The organism is Nonomuraea guangzhouensis, assembly GCF_019396345.1.
GTDB classification, from domain to species: Bacteria; Actinomycetota; Actinomycetes; order Streptosporangiales; family Streptosporangiaceae; genus Nonomuraea; species Nonomuraea guangzhouensis.
In genome coordinates, this window is the sequence record NZ_JAHKRM010000033.1 from 127,924 (window position 1) to 144,649 (window position 16,726).

Below are 16,726 nucleotides of genomic sequence, written 5' to 3' on the forward strand. Positions count from 1 at the left end.
CGCCGAGGATGACGACATTTCTGATCCGGTGGTCCATCGTGGAGTCCCCTTCACTTAAGAATGAACAACGATTCGGCGGAAAACAGCGGATTGACTTCAGACTGATCTCTGTGACTGTAGATAAAGCACCTGAAAACCGCAAGAGATATCTTGAAAGCAACCTGTCTGCGCAGCTCACCGCCCATATGATGGCGACGCAAAAAGCAATCAATGGCGGTCGGATGAAAATTTGCCGTAGCCTCGATGGCGTTTCGTTGGAGGCCCACTGAAGCCTCTTGTCGAGCCTCGGCCGACCATGTGAACCTATTGCGAAGAACACCAATATGCATATGGCCGGCACGGCGTTTTCCGCCGTCTTGGAATGCAGCCGAGGGAAAATGAACTCACCGACCGCGGACCTCAACCGGGAGGACCTCCACGCGAGTGTGTCCCTGCCGGTGATGGACACGATGAACTTCCTCAACGAGATCACCCACCGGTATCGCGAAGCGATCTCCTTCGCCCCCGGTCGGCCCTATGACGGATTCTTCGACGTGGAGCAGATCTTCACCTACATCCGCCGCTACCTGGACCATCTGGCGGCGCGCGGAGACTCGCCGGCGCACATCAGGGACGCCATCTTCCAGTACGGTCCGACCGGCGGGCAGATCCGCGACCTGATCGCCGCCTCGCTCCGCGAGGACGAGAACATCGACGTGCCCGCCGAGTCGATCGTGGTCACCCTCGGCTGCCAGGAGGCCATGTTCCTGGCGATCCGCGCGCTGATGGCCGGCCGCGACGACGTCCTGCTCCTGCCGAGCCCCTGTTACGTGGGGATCACCGGCGCGGCGCACCTGCTGGGCGTCCAGATCGCGGCCGTCCATGAGCGCGAGGACGGCCTGTCGGGCGACGACGTCGCGGCGGCGGTCCAGGAGCAGGTGGCCGCGGGACGCCGGCCCAGGGCGGTCTACGTCAACCCGGACCACGCCAACCCCTCGGGGGTCACCATGTCGCTGCGGGCCCGGCGGGACCTGCTGGAGGTGGCCGCGCGGCACGACCTGCTGATCCTCGAGGACAGCCCTTACCGGCTGGTCAGCACGGGCCGGCGGCTACCGACCATCAAGACGCTCGACCGGGACCGCCGGGTGGTGCACCTGGGGTCCTTCTCCAAGACGGTCTTCCCCGGGGCCAGGGTCGGCTTCGCCGTCGCCGACCAGGTCGTGACCGACGCGCGGGGGCGTACCGGGCTCCTCGCGGACGAGCTGGTGAAGATCAAGAGCATGCTGACCGTGAACACGCCGTCGCTGAGCCAGGCCGCCATCGCGGGCGCGCTGCTGGAGTCCGGGGGCCGGGTCACCGACCTGACCGAAAAGACGGCGGCGTACTACTCCGACACCATGCGCGCCACTCTGGACTGCCTGGACCGCGTGTTCCCCTTGGACGTGCGGGAGCGGCTCGGGGTCAGCTGGAACGTACCAAGCGGTGGCTTCTTCCTCACGCTGCGGGTCCCGTTCCGCGCCGACGAGGCGGCGCTGGCGCGCTCGGCCGAGGAGTACGGGGTCATCTGGACACCGATGAGCTACTTCTACCCGCAGGGCGGCGACGACCACGGCATCCGCCTGTCGACCAGCTATCTGAGCCCGGCCGAGATCGAGGCGGGCGTCTCGCGGCTGGCCGAGTTCGTTCGCTCCGAGATCAGGAGGCCGGGGAGATGAGCGAGCTCCGTTCAGCTCCCCGGCCAGAGTCAAGCCGGTCAGGATCATCAGCAAAGCCAGGAGACGAGCGTGATCTCCGAGGCCGGCACCCGTCCCAGAATCGCCTTCTGCAACTGCTGGAGCTCCGCCCCGGGCTCTATCCCGAGCTGGTCCCGGAGCCTGCGCCTGACCAGCGCATAGTTCTGCAGCGCCTCCGCCTGCCGGCCGGACCGGTAGAGCGCGAGAACGAGTTGCGCCACGAATACTTCGTGAAATGGATACTCAGCGACAACCTTGTGCAGCTCGGGGATCACCCTGCGATGGTTGCCCAGATCCAGTTCAAGATTCATCAATTCTTCGTACGCGGCGATGCGCTGATTGTCCAGGAGACAGGCTTCTTGACGCATCAGATCTCCTGGAACGCCGGCCAGCGCATTTCCCCGCCACGCGGACAATGCTCTTCTGAAGGCCGCCACGGCATTGGTCTTGTTGCCGTTTTTGATCTGCTCGTGCGCCTCGGTCACCTGATCCTGGAAATAGCGCAAGTCCAGCACACAGGAGCCGATTTCGATGGCGTACCCGGAAGCGCTCGACTGCAGGTGCACGTCCGGCATGGGACCGAACAGCTGCCGGAGGCGATAGACGTAGGACTGCAGAGTGGTCTGGGCCGCGGTCGGCGGCCGCCGGTCCCACACGTAGTCCACCAGGCGCTCGACGGGGACCTCACGGTCCGCGTCGAGCAGGAGCGTCGCGAGGACGCTTTTCTGTTTGGGTGCGGTGATGTGGATCTTCCCACCCGGATGCTTGACCTCAAGCGCCCCGAGAATCGCGAAGTTCATGACTGCCCCCAGTCAAGATCGTTTTTGGACTCTGCATTGGAGTCCCCCCACCCACGTCGTCTACGTGGATCATCGCGCCGGCCCCCGTGACCGGCCGTGGGTCTCGGATTCGCACTCTAGAGTGGCCAAATATCAGAAGTCAATAAAATACAAAAAATCATGAAATGTCTCATTTCCACATAACAACTGAACACCATCGGAAGCGAAGGGCTGGTTGTGGTACGGCCGCCCACCAGATGTGAGCCAGGTTCACGTATCGTCCAGGTAGTCGCAAGAACCGTGGCATGGACTTTTCCCCGGTTGTTCGCTTCACTAAGTCCGGCGCAACCGCTCGGCGCCGGCGACCTCCCGCAAACATAACGCGATCCGCGTCAGCCGCCTCGCCGCAAACTCACTCCGCGCAGTTGACGGAGCATTCTTCTATTTATTCCTCCCGGTCGATTGAAAAGTATATCGACGCTGCTCAGAAAGGTGAACCAATGAATGGGCGACGTAAGCCCCGCAGCAGGACTCGCATGTGGGGGTGGACCTACCGATGATCCGCACGGCGAACGTCCTCACGACTCCGGCCGAGCGCCCGAGTCCGGCCCAGGACAGGGCCCAGATGATCGGAGTCGGCACCGCCGTCTCCCCCGACTCCTACTCCCAGCAGGAAGTGCTGGACACGTTCGCGATCGACGACGCCCGGATCCGCTCGCTGTTCCTCAACAGCGCCATCCAGCGGCGCCACCTCACCCTTCCCCCCATCGACGCCGACGGGAAGCGCGTCATGGAGTCCCAGGGAGAGTTGCTGGACAAACACAAGGCGCAGGCCGTGGACATGGGTGGCCGCGCGCTGACGGCCTGCTTGAAGGACGCTGGAGCGGAGCTGTCGGATCTCCGGCATCTGTGTTGCGTCACGTCGACGGGATTCCTGACGCCTGGGTTGAGCGCGTTACTCATCCGGGAGCTGGGGATAGACCGTGGCTGCAGCCGCTCCGACATCGTGGGCATGGGCTGCAACGCGGGGCTCAACGCGCTCAACGTCGCCGCCGGCTGGAGCGTGGCCCATCCCGGCGAGCTGGCCGTGGTGCTGTGCGCCGAGGCGTGCTCGGCCGCCTACGTCTTCGACTCGACCATGCGTACGGCCGTGGTCAACAGCCTGTTCGGGGACGGCGCGGCGGCGCTCGCCCTGGTCGCCGGGCCGCGGGAGGACGCGCTGTCCGCGCCGCGCGGCCCGCGGATTCTCTCCTTCGAGAGCACGCTCATCACCGACGCGCTGGACGCCATGCGCTACGACTGGGACGACGCCGCGGGCAAGTTCAGCTTCTTCCTCGACCCGGACATCCCCTATGTCGTAGGTGCCCACGCCGAGGAGGTCGTCGACCGCCTGCTCGGCAAGTCCGGCCTGCGCCGCAGCGACGTCCGGCACTGGCTCGTGCACTCCGGCGGCAAGAAGGTCATCGACGCCGTCACCGTCAACCTGGGTCTGACCCGCCACGACGTACGCCACACCACGGGGGTGCTGCGCGACTACGGGAACGTGTCGAGCGCATCCTTCCTGTTCTCCTACGAGCGGCTCCTGGAGGAGCTAGTGACCAAGACGGGCGACTACGGCGTCCTCATGACCATGGGACCGGGCTCGACGATCGAGACGGCGCTGATCCAATGGTGAACACCGACCTCACTCCGGACGCCTACAGGGACGCTCTCCTGCTGCGCGTCGACGGCACCCGTTCTCTCTCCGCCGAGCTGGTACGCGAGGTGGCCGCGCTGTGCGACCGCGCCGACGACCACGAAGGCCGGGGCGCCGTCGTCGTCGACGTGTCGGGCGCCCCGCGGGGCCCGTGGACCGACGGCCTGACAGTCGCGCTGGTCAACAAGTGGGAGCGGGCGCTGCGCCGGCTGGAGCGGTTGCCCATCCCCACCATCGCGGTCGCCTCCGGTGACTGCGGCGGCGCCGCGTTCGACGTGCTGCTGGCCAGCGACTACCGCCTGGCCGGCACGGGCACGCGGCTGCTGCTGTCCGTGGACTCCGAGGCGACCTGGCCGGGCATGGCGACGTACCGGCTGTCGCAGCAGCTGGGCGCCGCGCCGACACGCCGGACCGTGCTGTTCGGGCAGCCGATCACCGCGGCCGAGGCGCTGTCCCTACACCTCGTCGACGAGCTGGTGGACGACGCCGCGGAGGTGTGGGCCCGCGTGGCCCAGCTGGCCGGCTCGGTGACCGGCAGCGAGCTGGCCATCCGCAGACAGCTCATGCTCAACGCCACCATGACCAGCTTCGAGGACGCCCTCGGCGTGCACCTGGCCGCCTGCGACCGCACGCTCAGACGGGCCACCGCCCGGGTGGACACATGACGGCCCCGGACCTCTCCGCCGCCCGCAAACTGCTGGCCGAGTCCGCCGGGCTGGCCGACGACATCCTGCGGGCGCTGCCGGAGCCCGCCGCCCGCTCGGCCGGGCAGCAGGTGTCCGCGGCCGAGGCGAAGAACGCCGCCCGGCGGGCCCGCTCGTCGTTCATGGACGCGCACGCCGAGGCCGTCTACGACGAGCTGACCGCCTTCCGCACCCTCGACCTGCGCCTGCCGGAGCTGGTCGAGGCCGCGGCGGCCGCCTTCCCCGGCCTGGTGCCCACCGCCGCGCAACTGGACGCGGACCGGGACAGGCGGCAGGCCGACAAGGAGGGGTACGAAATCGATCAGGGCATCTTCCTGCGTGCCGTGCTGCGTTCGGCCCAGGCGGGCTCGCACCTGCTCGACGCCATGCTCCGCCCGACCCCGCGCGCACTCGGCCTGCTGCCGGAATTCGCCCGGACCGGGACGGCCGACCTGAGCTCCGTGCGGATGGAGCGGCGCGATGGCGTCGCCCACCTGACCATGTGCCGGGACGACTGCCTCAACGCCGAGGACGAACGGCAGGTCGACGACATCGAGACGGCCGTCGACCTGGCGCTGCTGGATCCGGCCGTACGGGTCGGCGTGCTCAGGGGCGGGGAGATGACCCATCCCCGCTACCGGGGCCGGCGGGTCTTCAGCGCGGGCATCAACCTCAAGAGCCTGCACGCGGGGAACATCTCGCTCGTCGGTTTCCTGCTGCGCAGAGAGCTCGGTTACATCGCCAAGCTGACGCGCGGCGTGCTGGTGGAGCACGAGACGTCGTGGCACTCCCCCACCGTGGGCAAGCCGTGGATCGCCGTGGTCGACGGCTTCGCCATAGGCGGCGGCGCGCAGTTGCTGCTGGTCTTCGACCACGTCATCGCGGCGGCGGACGCGTACCTCAGCCTGCCCGCGGCGCAGGAGGGGATCGTGCCCGGGGCGGCCAACCTCCGGCTTTCCCGTGTGGCCGGGCCCCGGCTGGCCCGGCAGGTCATCCTGGGCGGACGGCGGGTGTGGGCGACCGAGCCCGACGCGCGGGCGCTGGTCGACGAGGTGGCGGAGCCCGCGGACCTCGACGCCGTCCTGGCGCGGGCGGCCGCGCGGCTGGCGGGCCCCGCGGTGATCCCCAACCGGCGGATGCTGAACCTGGCCGAGGAGCCGCAGGAGGGGTTCCGCCACTACATGGCGGAGTTCGCGCTGCAGCAGGCGCTCCGGCTCTACAGCGATGACGTGCTGGGCAAGGCCGGCCGCTTCGCCGGGAGGGCCACAGGCCGATGAACACCGAGCCGATGAGCACCGAGCCGGCGAGCATCGACCCAATGCGCACCGGGTCAACGAGCCGCGCGCCGGTCAGCCGCGACAGGCGGGTGCGCTACGAGAAGCGGGACCAGGTGGCCTGGGTCACGCTCGACCGGCCCGCCGTGCTGAACGCGATGGACGCCCGCACTCACGAGGAACTGGCCGAGATCTGGGACGACGTCGAGGCCGACGACTCGGTGCGGGTGGCGGTGCTCACCGGTGCCGGGGAGCGGGCCTTCTCGGTCGGCCAGGACCTGCGCGAACGCGCGCGCCTGGACCAGGCCGGAGTCCCGGCGACGACGTTCGGCAGCCGGGGACAGCCCGGCTGGCCGCGGCTCACCGAGCGCTTCGACCTGACCACGCCGGTGATCGCCCGGGTCGACGGGTACGCCCTGGGCGGCGGCTTCGAGCTCGCCCTGGCCTGCGACATCATCGTCGCCTCCGACAGGTCGGTGTTCGGGCTGCCCGAGGCGCGGCTGGGCCTGATCCCCGGCGCGGGCGGGGCGTTCCGGCTGGCCAGGCAGCTCCCCCTCAAAACGGCCATGGGCTACCTGCTCACCGGCCGCCACCTGACCGCCGATCTGGCTCTGCGGCACGGGCTCGCCAATGACGTCGTCCCGGCCGCGGAGCTGGACCGGTGCGTCGCCGGGTGGATCGACGACCTGCTGCGCTGCGCCCCGCTGTCGCTGCGCGCCATCAAGGAGGCCGTCCACCGGTCCCTCCACCTGCCGCTCGACGCGGCCTTCGACACCACGTACCCCTGGGAGACCCGGCGCAGGCGCAGCCGCGACGCGACCGAGGGCCCCCTGGCGTTCAGCGAGAAACGCGAACCCATGTGGAGCGGAACATGATCCCTCAACTCCGGAAGGAGCCCTTATGAGCGACGAACAGCACTATCTACGGCCAAATGTCATCATTGAGCCCTTGGTGGACGGCTTCTACGCCTGGCTGCTCACCGTGGCGCCGGTGCAGGCCGCGATGAACCTGGCCTTCCTGCAGGTGCCCCTGCTGGAGTCCTACCTGCAGTCGCCGCGCGTGCATGTGACGGCGACGCAGAACCCCGAGATGCGGGGCGGCTACTTCGTCGGGATCGAGGAGGCGCGAGCGGCCGAGGTCCGCGAGCTGCTCGACTCGATCAAGAAGGACCGGGCCGACCTGCTCAGGTTCGCCGAGGCCATCGCCAAGGCCGAGGACCTGATCCGCCAGGGGGCCACCGGGTTCGACCTGACTCCCCTGTACCCGAAGCTGCCGCCCGAGCTCGCGGGCCTGGTGGAGATCGCCTACGACACCAGCAACCAGCCGTCGCTGCACTTCCTGGAGCCGCTGGTCTATGAGAGCGCGGCGTGGACCGAGGCCCGGCAGTCGGTGCAGCTGTCGATCGAGCCGGGTGTCGAGCGGCCGTTCATCCTGAGCACGCCGCGGCTGGCCTCGCCCGACGTGCTGGACCTGCGCGTCCCGTTCCGGCATCCGGGCCTGGAGGAGCTGTTCGGGGCCCGGATCCGGCCCACCAGCCTGAGCAGACTGCGTGAGGCCCTGGAGCTGGACGACGCGCAGGCCGCTCAGCTGGCGACCTTGCTGACGGACCGGCCCAGCCAGGCGCCCGACCGCCACATCGAGGCCGGCGGCCGCATCCGCTACTTCGGTCATGCCTGCCTGGTGCTCCAGACGCCGGAGGCCGCCATCGTCACCGACCCGTTCATCAGCGCCGACACCAACGCGACCGGCAGGTACACGCTGGCGGACCTGCCCGATCACCTCGACCTGGTGCTGATCACCCACGGGCACCAGGACCACATCGTGCTGGAGACGCTGCTGCAGCTGCGCGGCAGGGTGGGCACGGTCGTGGTGCCGCGCTCCTCCCGCGGCAACCTGTGCGACCCGTCGCTCGGCCTCTATCTGCGGCACCTGGGCCTGCCGGTGCTGGAGGTCGACGACTTCGACGAGGTGCCCTTCCCCGGCGGCAAGGTCACGGCCACGCCGTTCCTCGGCGAGCACGCCGACCTGGACATCCGCGCCAAGTCGACGTACTGGGTCGAGATGGCCGGGAAGTCGATCTTCATCGGCGCCGACTCGTCGGGCATCGAGCCGGCGCTCTACCGCTACATCCGGGCCCATCTCGGCAGCGCCGACCTGGCCTTCCTCGGCATGGAGTGCGACGGCGCCCCGCTGACCTGGCTCTACAAGGCACTGCTGACCAGGCCGGTGACGAAGAAGATGAGCAACTCGCGCAAGCTGTCGGGCTCGAACGCCGCGCAGGCCGGGGCGATCGTCACCGAACTGGGCGCGCGCGAGGCGTACGTGTACGCCATGGGCGAGGAGAGCTGGCTCGGCCACGTCATGGCCACCAGCTACAACCCCGAATCCATTCAGCTCCAGCAGGTCCGGGAGTTCCTGACGTGGTGCGCGAGCAAGGACGTCAAGGCCGGACACCTGCTGGAGCAGCAGGAATGGCGCTGGTAGCACCCACACCCCCAAGGAAAGAGACAAAGGAGATCACCATGCGTACGACCAGCTTCGACTTCGAGAACCCCGAGGCCCGCTTCAAGGTGCTGATCAACCACGAGGAGCAGTACTCCCTGTGGCCGGCCGACCTCCCGGTCCCCAGCGGCTGGGACGAGGTCGGCGACCCGGCTCCCAAGGAGGAGTGCGACGCCTACATCGAGGCCAACTGGACCGACATGCGGCCCAAGAGCCTGCGCCTGGCCCTCGACGGTAAATGACGAGCGACCCCGTCATGCCGTACGTCTTCACCAATGGCATCCGTCTCGCCTACGACCGCTGGGGCCGGGGCGAGCGGGTGCTCATGATCATGGGTTCCGGGGCCGGCGGCCGGGTGTGGACGCTCCACCAGACGCCGGCCATCACCCACGCCGGGTACCAGGCCATCACGTTCAACCATCGCGGGCTGACGCCCTCGGACGCGCCGGTTGGGAAGTACGCGCTGGCCGACATGGTGGCCGACACCAAGGGCCTGATCGAGGCCCTGGGCACTGGCCCGTGCCGGATCGTGGGCTACTCACTGGGCGCGCTGATCGCCCAGGAACTGGCCATTCACCATCCGGAGCTGGTCAGGTGCGCCGTACTGATCGCGACCAAGGCGCGCTCGGATGCCACCAGGGAGCAGCACACCCGTGCTTGGCAGGCGCTGGCGGCGAGCGGCGTCGCGTTGCCGAGGGATTTCGAGGCGGCCGTCATGGCCTTCGAGATGCTCTCGCCGGTGACGCTGAACGACGACGCGGCCGTCTCCCCCTGGCTGGACCTCTTCCGGCACAGCCAGAGCGACAGAGTGACCGCCGCCCGCCAGGTCTGGGCCGAGAGCCCCGACGACCAGCGGGCGGCCCTGCGCTCGGTGAGCGCCCCTTGCCGGGTCGTCGCGTTCTCCGACGACCTGATCGCCCCGCCGCACCTCGGGCGGGAGGTCGCCGCGGCGATCCCGGACTGTGACGTGGTGGAGATCGACAAAGCGGGGCACTTCGGCCACCTGGAACGCCCGGACGAGGTCAACGCGGCGATCCTCGAATTCCTCAAGCGGACGGATTGACGACCCATGAAACTTCGCTCGGCACCTCTAGAAGACTGGCTGCGCGACTATTACTTCCAGGCCGAGATCGACATCAGCTCCAGCGGCGTGCAGCCCTACTCCATGAGCGAGTTACGCGCGATCGCCGGGATAAGCCGCGAGGAGATCGACGACCTGGTGTTCGACGACGGCTACTCGCTGGGCGCCCCGGAGGTCCGCTCCGCCGTCGCGGCGCTGGAGCCGGGCGCCGATCCGGGCAAGGTGATGACCACCAACGGCTCGGGCGAGGCCATCTCCCTGGTGATGATGGCGCTGCTGCGGCCCGGCGACGAGGTGATCGTGGTCGCGCCGGGCTATCACCTGCTGGTCGAGTACGCCATCGCGCTGGGCTGCACGACCAAGGTCTGGCGGCTGGCGGAGGAGCGGGGCTGGCAGGCGTCGCTGGACGAGCTGGCGGCCCTGGTCACCCCGCAGACCCGCGCCATCATCGTGAACTTCCCGCAGAACCCGACAGGCAGCACCATCGGCCGGGCCGAGATGGACGCCCTGATCGCCCTGGCGGGCCGGGTCGGGGCGTACGTGCTGTGGGACGCCGCCTTCGCCCGCCTGGTCTACGACGGCGACCCGCTTCCCGACATCTCGACCCGCTACGAGCGAGGCATCGGCTTCGGCACGTTCTCCAAGGCGTTCGGCCTGCCCGGCCTGCGGTTCGGCTGGTGTCTGGCGCCACCGGAAGTGCTGGAGGACTGCGTGCGGATCAGGGACTACTCGACGCTGCACGTGTCGCCGCTGGTCGAGTTGCTGGCGCTGCGCGTGCTGCGCAACGCCGACGCCTTCGTCGAGCCGCGGCTCAAGCAGGCCGCGATCAACCGGGAGATGGTCAAGCAGTGGGCGGAGCGCCATGGGGACCTGCTGTCCCTGTCGCTGCCCGCCGCCGGGGTCGCGGCGTTCCCGCGGCTGCTGGAGCTGGACGACACCTGGGATTTCTGCCAGGAGCTCTTCCAGCGTCATGGGGTGCTGGTCATCCCCGGGGCGTGCTTCGACTGCCCAGGTCACATCAGGCTCGGCTTCGGCGGGCCGACCGACCAGCTCGCCCAGGGACTCGATCGGCTGGCCGGCGCGCTGGCCTCCTGGCGGCGGTGAACCGATCATGACCCTCCTGGCCGGGCCGATGGCGCCGATCCCCGGGCATCAGCTGCTGGTGTTCCTGGTCCAGATCTTCCTCCTCCTGGGGGCGGGGCTGCTGCTGGGGCGGCTCGCGATCCGCCTGCGCATGCCCGCGATCGCGGGCGAGCTGTGCGCGGGCGTGCTGCTCGGCCCCTCCGTGCTCGGCTGGGCCCTGCCCGGCCCGGCGAGCTGGATCTTCCCCGCCGTCCCCGAGCAGACGCATCTGGTCGACGCCGTGGGGCAGATCGGGGTGCTGCTGCTGGTCGGCATCGCCGGGATGAACATCGACCTCGCTCTGATCAGGAAGAAGGGCGTCGCCGCCGCGTGGGTCAGCGTCGGCGGCCTGCTGGTGCCGCTCGGACTGGGCATCGCGACGGGGTACGCGTTGCCGGCCGCGCTGGTGGCCCAGGGCTCCGACCGTACCGTCTTCGCCTGGTTCCTGGGGGTCGCGCTGTGCGTGAGCGCCATTCCGGTGATCGCCAAGACGTTGATGGAGCTGCGCCTCATGCACCGCGACGTCGGCCAGTTGATCATCAGTGCGGCGGCCGTGGACGACGTCGTCGGCTGGCTGCTGCTGGCCGTGGTCTCCGCCATGGCCACGACAGGGGTGCGGACGGGGAACGTGGCGTTGGCGGTGGCGTACCTGCTGCTGGCGGTGCTGTTCGCCGCCACCGCCGGGCGATATCTGGTGAACTCGGCGCTGCGGGCGGCCGCGCGGTCCCCCGAGCGCGGTGTGACGGTGGCGGTCGTGTCCGTCGTACTGATCGCGTCGGCCGCCGGCACGCAGGCCCTGGGCATGGAGGGGGTCGCGGGCACGCTGTTCGCCGGCATCCTCATCGGCTCCTCGGGCTGGGTGGACCGTGAGCGGATAGCGCCGCTGCGCACGCTGGTCGTCTCCGTGCTGGCCCCGATCTTCTTCGCCGCCGCCGGGCTGCGGATGGATCTGACCGCGCTGGCCCAGCCGTCGATCCTGCTCGCGGCCGTCGGCGTGGTCGCCGTCGCGGTGGCGGGGAAGTTCGCCGGGGTCTACCTCACCTCGCGGATCGCCCGGCTGGACCACTGGACCGCGCTGGCGCTGGGGGCCGGGCTCAACGCCCGCGGCGTGATCGAGGTCATCATCGCGATGACCGGGCTGCGGCTCGGGGTGCTCAACTCCGCGATGTACACGATCGTGATCCTCACCGCCCTCGCGACGTCGCTGATGGCACCGCCCATGCTGCGGTACGCCGTGCGCCACATCGCCATCACCACGCAAGAGAAGCAGAGGGAACGCCTCATCGTGCCCGGGTGACCCGGAGCCCGGCGGGCCTGTCGTGACAGGAGCAGCAATGACGACGGTGGATCTGTGGACCCAGGAGTTCCAGACCAACCCCTACCCGATCTACTCCCGGCTGCGCGAACTCGCCCCCGTGCACCGCGTGCGGGGGCCGATGGGCGCGGACTTCTGGCTGATCACCCGCTACGAGGACGCCCGGGCAGCGCTCACCGACCCCCGGCTGTCCAAGGAGCCCCGGCACACCCCCGAGTGGCTGCGCCGGATCGGCGCGGCTTCCGAGGGCGAGGGCCCCTCCGGCAAGAACATGCTGAGCAGCGACCCACCCGACCACACCCGCCAGCGGCGCCTGGTCAGCAAGGCGTTCACCCGGGGGCGGGTGGAGGCGCTGCGGCCGCGCGTCCAGCAGATCACCGACGCGCTGCTGGACGCGATGGCGGCCGGCGACGAGGCCGACCTGGTCTCCGCCTTCGCGGTCCCGCTTCCCGTCACCGTCATCTGCGAGCTTCTCGGGCTGCCCGAGACCGACCGTGACCGGCTGCACGCCTGGACCGACGCCCTGGAACGGCCCACGTTCACCGAGGACGACGTGCTGGCCAGGAAGACGGCGGCGACGGAGTTCCGCGCGTACGTGACCGAGCAACTGGCCGAGATCCGGGCCGCCGTCGATCCCGGCCTGCCCCCGGAGCAGCAGCCCGGCCTCCTGGCCAGCCTGATCGCCGGGGCCGGCGCCGGTGACGGCCTGTCCGAGCTCGAACTCATCGGCATGACCCTGCTGCTGACCATCGCCGGTCACGAGACCACGGTGAATCTGATCGGCAACGGCATGCTGGCGCTGCTGACCCATCCGGAACAGCTGGCCCTGCTGAAGTCCGACCCCTCCCTGCTGGGACCGGCGATCGAGGAGATGCTCCGCTACGACGGGCCGGTCGAGCGGAGCACGATCCGGGTGTCCACCGAGGACGTGGAATTCAGCGGCGTCACCATTCCGGCCGGGTCGGTCGTGTACGTGTCGATCAACTCGGCCGACCGCGACAGCGCGCGGTTCCCGGACGCCGACCGGTTCGACATCACCCGCTTCGCGGGCGGCGGGGAGGTGGGGCACGTCGCGTTCGGGCACGGCGTCCACTTCTGCCTGGGGGTGCCGCTGGCCAGGCTCGAAGGGCAGATCGCCTTCGGCTCGCTGCTCCGCCGGTTCCCGGACATCACGCTCGCCGTCGACCCGGCGGAGCTGGGGTGGCGTGGGAGCGGCGACAGCATCCTGCGCGGCCTGACGAGACTACCGGTCCGCCTCCGCTGACCCCGCGATCATGTCGGACAGTTCGCCGACGGTCTCGGTGTCCAGGTAGCGGCGGAGCTCGAGGCGGATCCCGAAGTGCTCCTCGACGGCGGTGAGGAGCCGCAGCGCCGCCAGGCTGCTCCATTCGCCCAGGTCCTGGAAGCAGGAGCCGGGAGTGATCGCCTCGGCCGGCAGGTCGGTGACGTCGGCGACGATGCGTGCCAGGTCCTCGGGAAGTTCATGCGACGGCATGGCGGTCCTCGCTCTCCAGGGTGATCCAGTCGGGGTGCAGCGCGGGCGGCGGGTCGAGCGGGAGCACGTACCGCGTCAGTCCCTCCGCCTCGCGGTCCGCGGTGAAGCCCGCCTCCAGCAGGAAGCGCCGGGCCGGGCCGTTCCTGCCGGTCGGCCGGTGGTCGGCCTCGATCCGCGCGACCCCCGCCGCCCGCGCCTGGTCGACGACGGACTGCAGGACGGCGAACTCGATGCCGCGCGAGAAGACGCGGCAGCTCATGACGTAGTTCTCGAGCAGCCAGTGGTCGGCGGCCCGGCTGATCCACACGGCGCCGACCACTCCCTCGGGCCCGAACCTGTCGGCGACCTCGAAGCCCAGCACGCGGCAGGCGTCCGAGCCCGCCATCTCGCGGGTCCTGGCCTCCGGGTGTGACCGCCCGAGCAGCGTGAACTGGTTCGTCCGGAGCCCGAGCTGGTGGATGCGCGGGAGCATGTAGTCGTCGGCGGCCCGTACGGTCACCCGCAGATCGAGCCCGTGCAGGTATCGCCGCAGGGACCCCTCGGTCTCCGCCTCCCAGTGCCGCCGCTGGACTTGCGCCTGATACAGCGCGGTGCGTTGCCGGTCGGCGGACGTGGTGGCCGGCACGTCGAAGTGGCCCTCGGCGAGCAACTGACGAGCGTGCTCCGACGGGTCGCCCGACAGGTGGACCACGGTCACCTCGGGCAGCGCGTGGCGTACCTGCTCGCATTCGAACCTGCTGTCGTCGGCGAAGACGACGCTGTCCAGGCCGATGTTGAGCTCGGCGGCCAGGGCGGCGATGTTGCCCGCCTTGTCCGCCCAGTTGACCGCCGAGGCGGCGAAGTCGCCGTTGCGCAGCGCGAAGGCGGGGTGCTCGTCGAAGACCTTGGTGACCAGCGCCTGGTCGTTCTTGCTGCTGATGGCCAGCAGCACGCCCTGGCGGCGCAGGGCCAGCGCCGTCCGCTGCGTCTCGAGGTAGGCGTTGCCGGGATACAGGGGGCCGGCCTCGATGTTCTCCGGCCCGTCGTCGCCGAGCACGCCGCCCCACAGCGTGTTGTCCAGGTCGAGGACCAGGCACTTGGCCGAGCGTCCGGCCACCGCCCGGCAGAAGCCCGCGGCCTCCTGGGCGTAGAGCCGTTCCACGGAGGGCGACCAGGCCATCCTGGCGAAGTGGTGGAGGCGTTCGTCCCTGAGCCGGTCGGGGTGGTCGGTCAGGAGCGACTCCAGGTCCATGACGTGCACGGATTCGAGCTCCTCGGCGAGGTCGAGCAGCCGGGTGTTGAGCGCGCGCCAGATCCCGCCGAGCGCCGCCCGCGAGCGGTACGCGATGACGGAGCGCAGCCGGGAGGCGGGCAGCGGGACCGTGTGGATGAGCACGGACTCCCCCGACCGCGCGCGGAAGCCACGCAGGGCGGTACGGAACAGCTCGGCCCGCTCCAGGACCTGCTCCCTGAGCCCGGCCAGGTCCGCCGGGTCGGCGTCGTACGGCAGGAACATCCCCTCGTCCAGCAGGCACAGCGTGATCTGCGGGGCGAAGGCCGCCAGGCCCGAGCCCGGGTCGGTGAGCTCGATCAGCAGCTCGTCGGCCCCCGTCACGTGCAGCTCGGCGTCGATGCCCGCCCGCAGCAGCTCGATCCGCAGCAGCGGGGGCACGGCGTCGCAGGTGAAGGAGGCGGCGACGGCGACGCGGAGCCGGTCCGGCGCGCGCCCCGGCGGCGTGACGAGACAGGCGCGCACCTTCGCCAGCAGCCGGCCCGCCTCCCTGGCGGCGGCGAGGTCCGGCGTGCGGCTCAGCAGCTCCAGCAGCTCCGGGTCGGGTTCCGCGCCCGGCAGGGCGAGCCGCCGCACGCGGGCGAGCAGGTCGTTCACGTCTGCTTCTCCTTCGAGCCGGTAGGTTCGAGCGGGGACGTTCGAGCCGACACTGGTGGCGCTCAGACGGCGAGCAGCGTGCAACTCCAGTGCATGCCGCTGCCCATGCTCAGCAGGGCGACCGTGTCCCCGGTCCTGAGCTCGCCGTCGGCGAGGTATCGCTCCAGGCACAGGAGCTGGTCGGCGGTGCCGAAGTGGCCGTGGTCCATCGCCAGTTCGGCGTTGGTGCGGTCAAGAGGGATGCCCAGCTCCTTGGCCAGCCCGCCGAAGGCGCTGATGGAGTCGTTGAGATAGATGATCTTGGCGAGCGACCCGGACGGCACGCCGGCACGCTCGCAGGCGCGCTCCAGCACCAGGCGGTTGCGGGCCCTCATCGTCGTGGAGAACCGGTAGGCCGCCTGCCCGTCGCCCTCGAAGAAGGCGTCCATCCGATCGACCAGCGACCGGATCTCGGGCTTGGGCCCGGCCGGGGAGAACGGCCGCGCCTGGCCGCCCACCTCCATGCGCATGAAGTCGACGTACCGGCCGTCGGTGATGACCTCCGTGACCAGCCATCGGCAGTGCGGATGGCCGCGGCGCAGCACGGCGGCCACCGCGCCGTCCGAGCTGACGGACGTGCCGGTCCTGGCCCGGTCCCAGTACGGCTCGCACACCCGGTTCGCGGTCACCACGACCGCCGTCTCGTAGTCCGGGTGGGTGGCGAGCTTTCCCGCAACGGTGTCGAAGGCGAGGATCCCGGCGCTGCACGCCTGGTTCATGAGCACCGCCTCGGCGCGCCGGGCACCGATCGCGGCCTGCACGGCGGCGGCCGCGTCCCAGTAGAGGTACTCGGCGAGGTCGGAGATCGCCAGCACGACCAGGTCGACGTGCCCCGGGCGCACCCCCGCCTTGGCAAGGGCGCTCTCGGCGGCGTCGGCGGCCAGGTCACAGACGCCGACGCCGTCGTCCGCGCGATAAAGCCGGCGGTAGCCCTTTGCCTGGAGGTTCCTGCGCGCCTTGTCGCCCGCGCCGTCCGCCAGTATGTCGGTGACGGCGATCGGTTTGCCCAGCGCGCGGCCGATGGCCGAGATCCCGAAGGACATCTCCATTCCTCCAAAGGGTTGCGCAGAATGCCGTCGGCCGTTTATCCGGCGTGCGTCGATCGTGGCCACCTCCCGGCCTGGGCAGCACGTTTGCCCAGCATAGGGAGGAAGCAAGTGG

Annotated in this window: 16 protein-coding genes; 12 read left to right on the forward strand and 4 right to left on the reverse strand. The window is 69.8% G+C overall.

All coding sequences use genetic code 11. From position 1 onward, the window contains the following. Nucleotides 1-8: 8 nt before the first annotated feature. Together KME78_RS49300 and KME78_RS49305 are read left to right on the forward strand one after the other, a co-directional pair. Entirely contained in the window at nucleotides 9-269 is a 261-nt protein-coding gene (locus KME78_RS49300; RefSeq protein WP_219536949.1) for a hypothetical protein, read from the forward strand. Nucleotides 270-377: 108 nt separating this feature from the next. Then, nucleotides 378-1,694 carry an aminotransferase-like domain-containing protein gene (locus KME78_RS49305; protein ID WP_219536921.1) on the forward strand — a complete coding sequence of 439 codons (1,317 nt, stop codon included), beginning with the start codon at nucleotides 378-380 and terminating at the stop codon, nucleotides 1,692-1,694. Nucleotides 1,695-1,741: 47 nt separating this feature from the next. Here KME78_RS49305 and KME78_RS49310 read toward each other — a convergent pair whose 3' ends face one another. Continuing rightward, nucleotides 1,742-2,512 carry an AfsR/SARP family transcriptional regulator gene (locus tag KME78_RS49310; RefSeq protein WP_219536922.1) on the reverse strand — a complete coding sequence of 257 codons (771 nt, stop codon included), beginning with the start codon at nucleotides 2,510-2,512 and terminating at the stop codon, nucleotides 1,742-1,744. Between the two features lie 535 nt (nucleotides 2,513-3,047). Here KME78_RS49310 and dpgA point away from each other — a divergent pair. Genes dpgA through KME78_RS49360 form a run of 10 tightly spaced genes read left to right on the forward strand, consistent with a single transcriptional unit; the run spans nucleotide 3,048 to nucleotide 13,428 of the window. Continuing rightward, entirely contained in the window at nucleotides 3,048-4,166 is a 1,119-nt protein-coding gene (gene dpgA / locus KME78_RS49315; protein WP_219536923.1) for a 3,5-dihydroxyphenylacetyl-CoA synthase DpgA, read from the forward strand. Beyond that, nucleotides 4,160-4,852 carry an enoyl-CoA-hydratase DpgB gene (dpgB, locus tag KME78_RS49320; RefSeq protein WP_219536924.1) on the forward strand — a complete coding sequence of 231 codons (693 nt, stop codon included), beginning with the start codon at nucleotides 4,160-4,162 and terminating at the stop codon, nucleotides 4,850-4,852. Before dpgA ends, dpgB begins: the two co-directional genes overlap by 7 nt. After that, nucleotides 4,849-6,147, forward strand: a complete 1,299-nt coding sequence (gene dpgC, locus KME78_RS49325) for a (3,5-dihydroxyphenyl)acetyl-CoA 1,2-dioxygenase DpgC (protein WP_219536925.1) — start codon at nucleotides 4,849-4,851, stop codon at nucleotides 6,145-6,147. Before dpgB ends, dpgC begins: the two co-directional genes overlap by 4 nt. Nucleotides 6,148-6,188: 41 nt before the next feature. Then, nucleotides 6,189-7,019 (forward strand): enoyl-CoA-hydratase DpgD, encoded by an 831-nt coding sequence (gene dpgD / locus KME78_RS49330; RefSeq protein ID WP_219536926.1) that lies wholly within the window; start codon nucleotides 6,189-6,191, stop codon nucleotides 7,017-7,019. Nucleotides 7,020-7,044: 25 nt separating this feature from the next. Next, nucleotides 7,045-8,628 carry an MBL fold metallo-hydrolase gene (locus KME78_RS49335; RefSeq protein WP_219536927.1) on the forward strand — a complete coding sequence of 528 codons (1,584 nt, stop codon included), beginning with the start codon at nucleotides 7,045-7,047 and terminating at the stop codon, nucleotides 8,626-8,628. A gap of 38 nt (nucleotides 8,629-8,666) precedes the next feature. Further along, nucleotides 8,667-8,888, forward strand: coding sequence for an MbtH family protein (locus KME78_RS49340; RefSeq protein WP_219536928.1), 222 nt, complete (start codon nucleotides 8,667-8,669; stop codon nucleotides 8,886-8,888). Next, complete coding sequence (locus KME78_RS49345) at nucleotides 8,885-9,709, forward strand: alpha/beta fold hydrolase (RefSeq protein ID WP_219536929.1); 825 nt, start codon at nucleotides 8,885-8,887, stop codon at nucleotides 9,707-9,709. The genes KME78_RS49340 and KME78_RS49345 overlap by 4 nt, the downstream gene beginning before the upstream one ends. 6 nt (nucleotides 9,710-9,715) lie before the next feature. Beyond that, entirely contained in the window at nucleotides 9,716-10,831 is a 1,116-nt protein-coding gene (gene vioD, locus KME78_RS49350) for a capreomycidine synthase (RefSeq protein WP_219536930.1), read from the forward strand. A gap of 7 nt (nucleotides 10,832-10,838) precedes the next feature. After that, nucleotides 10,839-12,146 carry a cation:proton antiporter gene (locus tag KME78_RS49355; protein WP_219536931.1) on the forward strand — a complete coding sequence of 436 codons (1,308 nt, stop codon included), beginning with the start codon at nucleotides 10,839-10,841 and terminating at the stop codon, nucleotides 12,144-12,146. 37 nt (nucleotides 12,147-12,183) lie between these two features. Beyond that, nucleotides 12,184-13,428: a cytochrome P450 family protein gene (locus KME78_RS49360; protein ID WP_219536932.1), complete on the forward strand. Its 1,245-nt coding sequence runs from the start codon at nucleotides 12,184-12,186 to the stop codon at nucleotides 13,426-13,428. Here KME78_RS49360 and KME78_RS49365 read toward each other — a convergent pair. From KME78_RS49365 to KME78_RS49375, 3 genes are all read right to left on the reverse strand, one after another. Next, nucleotides 13,408-13,659, reverse strand: coding sequence for an acyl carrier protein (locus KME78_RS49365; protein WP_219536933.1), 252 nt, complete (start codon nucleotides 13,657-13,659; stop codon nucleotides 13,408-13,410). The two genes, KME78_RS49360 and KME78_RS49365, sit on opposite strands and share 21 nt — an antisense overlap. Continuing rightward, entirely contained in the window at nucleotides 13,646-15,526 is a 1,881-nt protein-coding gene (locus KME78_RS49370; protein ID WP_219536934.1) for an HAD-IIIC family phosphatase, read from the reverse strand. Before KME78_RS49370 ends, KME78_RS49365 begins: the two co-directional genes overlap by 14 nt. Before the next feature lie 62 nt (nucleotides 15,527-15,588). Then, on the reverse strand, nucleotides 15,589-16,608 hold the full coding sequence (locus KME78_RS49375; RefSeq protein ID WP_219536935.1) for a 3-oxoacyl-[acyl-carrier-protein] synthase III C-terminal domain-containing protein: 1,020 nt from the start codon (nucleotides 16,606-16,608) through the stop codon (nucleotides 15,589-15,591). Between the last annotated feature and the right edge of the window lie 118 nt (nucleotides 16,609-16,726).

Coding starts and splice junctions, on each gene's coding strand:
- KME78_RS49305 (WP_219536921.1), top strand. CDS start 378: ATGAACTCACCGACCGCGGACCTCAACCGGGAGGACCTCCACGCGAGT.
- KME78_RS49300 (WP_219536949.1), top strand. CDS start 9: ATGACGACATTTCTGATCCGGTGGTCCATCGTGGAGTCCCCTTCACTT.
- KME78_RS49310 (WP_219536922.1), bottom strand. CDS start 2,512: ATGAACTTCGCGATTCTCGGGGCGCTTGAGGTCAAGCATCCGGGTGGG.
- KME78_RS49345 (WP_219536929.1), top strand. CDS start 8,885: ATGACGAGCGACCCCGTCATGCCGTACGTCTTCACCAATGGCATCCGT.
- KME78_RS49375 (WP_219536935.1), bottom strand. CDS start 16,608: ATGTCCTTCGGGATCTCGGCCATCGGCCGCGCGCTGGGCAAACCGATC.
- KME78_RS49355 (WP_219536931.1), top strand. CDS start 10,839: ATGACCCTCCTGGCCGGGCCGATGGCGCCGATCCCCGGGCATCAGCTG.
- dpgC (WP_219536925.1), top strand. CDS start 4,849: ATGACGGCCCCGGACCTCTCCGCCGCCCGCAAACTGCTGGCCGAGTCC.
- dpgA (WP_219536923.1), top strand. CDS start 3,048: ATGATCCGCACGGCGAACGTCCTCACGACTCCGGCCGAGCGCCCGAGT.
- dpgD (WP_219536926.1), top strand. CDS start 6,189: ATGCGCACCGGGTCAACGAGCCGCGCGCCGGTCAGCCGCGACAGGCGG.
- KME78_RS49340 (WP_219536928.1), top strand. CDS start 8,667: ATGCGTACGACCAGCTTCGACTTCGAGAACCCCGAGGCCCGCTTCAAG.
- dpgB (WP_219536924.1), top strand. CDS start 4,160: ATGGTGAACACCGACCTCACTCCGGACGCCTACAGGGACGCTCTCCTG.
- KME78_RS49360 (WP_219536932.1), top strand. CDS start 12,184: ATGACGACGGTGGATCTGTGGACCCAGGAGTTCCAGACCAACCCCTAC.
- KME78_RS49335 (WP_219536927.1), top strand. CDS start 7,045: ATGAGCGACGAACAGCACTATCTACGGCCAAATGTCATCATTGAGCCC.
- vioD (WP_219536930.1), top strand. CDS start 9,716: ATGAAACTTCGCTCGGCACCTCTAGAAGACTGGCTGCGCGACTATTAC.
- KME78_RS49365 (WP_219536933.1), bottom strand. CDS start 13,659: ATGCCGTCGCATGAACTTCCCGAGGACCTGGCACGCATCGTCGCCGAC.